The organism is Ensifer sp. ENS08 (assembly GCF_014852195.1).
Lineage (GTDB): Bacteria > Pseudomonadota > Alphaproteobacteria > Rhizobiales > Rhizobiaceae > Ensifer > Ensifer adhaerens.
Genome location: NZ_JACVBF010000049.1, coordinates 1 through 831, shown reverse-complemented (window position 1 = coordinate 831; position 831 = coordinate 1). Strand labels below are relative to the sequence as shown.

The window sequence follows — 831 nt, the reverse complement described above, 5'->3', positions numbered from 1 at the left end:
GCCAGCCGCGTCGGGTTGATGTCGGTGATCACCACCTTGCGCGCGCCGGAACGCTTGGCGACCAGCGCCCCCATGATGCCGATCGGCCCGGCGCCGGTCACCAGCACGTCCTCGCCGACGAGATCGAAGGAGAGTGCTGTGTGCACCGCGTTGCCGAACGGATCGAAGATCGCCGCGATCTCGTCGGGCACATCCTCCGGGATCGGCACGACGTTGTACTCCGGCAGGCAGACGAACTCGCCGAACGAGCCCGGCCGGTTGACGCCGACGCCGAGCGTGTTGCGGCACAGATGCCCGCGGCCGGCCCGGCAGTTGCGGCACTTGCCGCAGACGATGTGGCCCTCGCCCGAGACCCGCTCGCCGACATGGTATTTGGTGACCGCCGAGCCGACCTCGGCGATCTCGCCCATGAACTCGTGACCAACGACCATCGGCACCGGAATGGTCTTTTGGGCCCACTGGTCCCAGTTCCAGATGTGCACGTCGGTGCCGCAGATCGCCGATTTCTTCACCTTGATCAGCACGTCGTTCGGGCCGATCTCCGGCACCGGCACGCGCTCCATCCAGAGGCCCTCTTCCGGCTTCGACTTCACCAGCGCCTTCATCATGTTCGTCATCAGTCTCTCCCTCAGATCACGCCGAGGTCGCGGCCGACCTCTTCGAAGGCGGCGATTGCCCGGCGGACGTCCGCTTCACTATGCGCTGCCGACATCTGCGTGCGGATGCGCGCCTGGCCCTTCGGCACCACCGGGAAGGAGAAGCCGATGACATAGACGCCCTTCTTCAGCATGCGCGCCGCCATCTCCTGGGCGAGTGCGGCATCACCGAGCA

The 831-nt window shown here is 66.4% G+C and carries 1 protein-coding gene and 1 pseudogene; both read right to left on the bottom strand.

The window, feature by feature from the left end; translation table 11 throughout:
• Positions 1-617, bottom strand: a 617-nt coding sequence (locus IB272_RS34445; protein WP_192445890.1) for an alcohol dehydrogenase catalytic domain-containing protein, incomplete at its 3' end; no start/stop codon positions are given.
• Between the two features lie 11 nt (positions 618-628).
• A pseudogene (locus IB272_RS34440) lies at positions 629-831 on the bottom strand (glycine C-acetyltransferase); the annotation flags it as partial.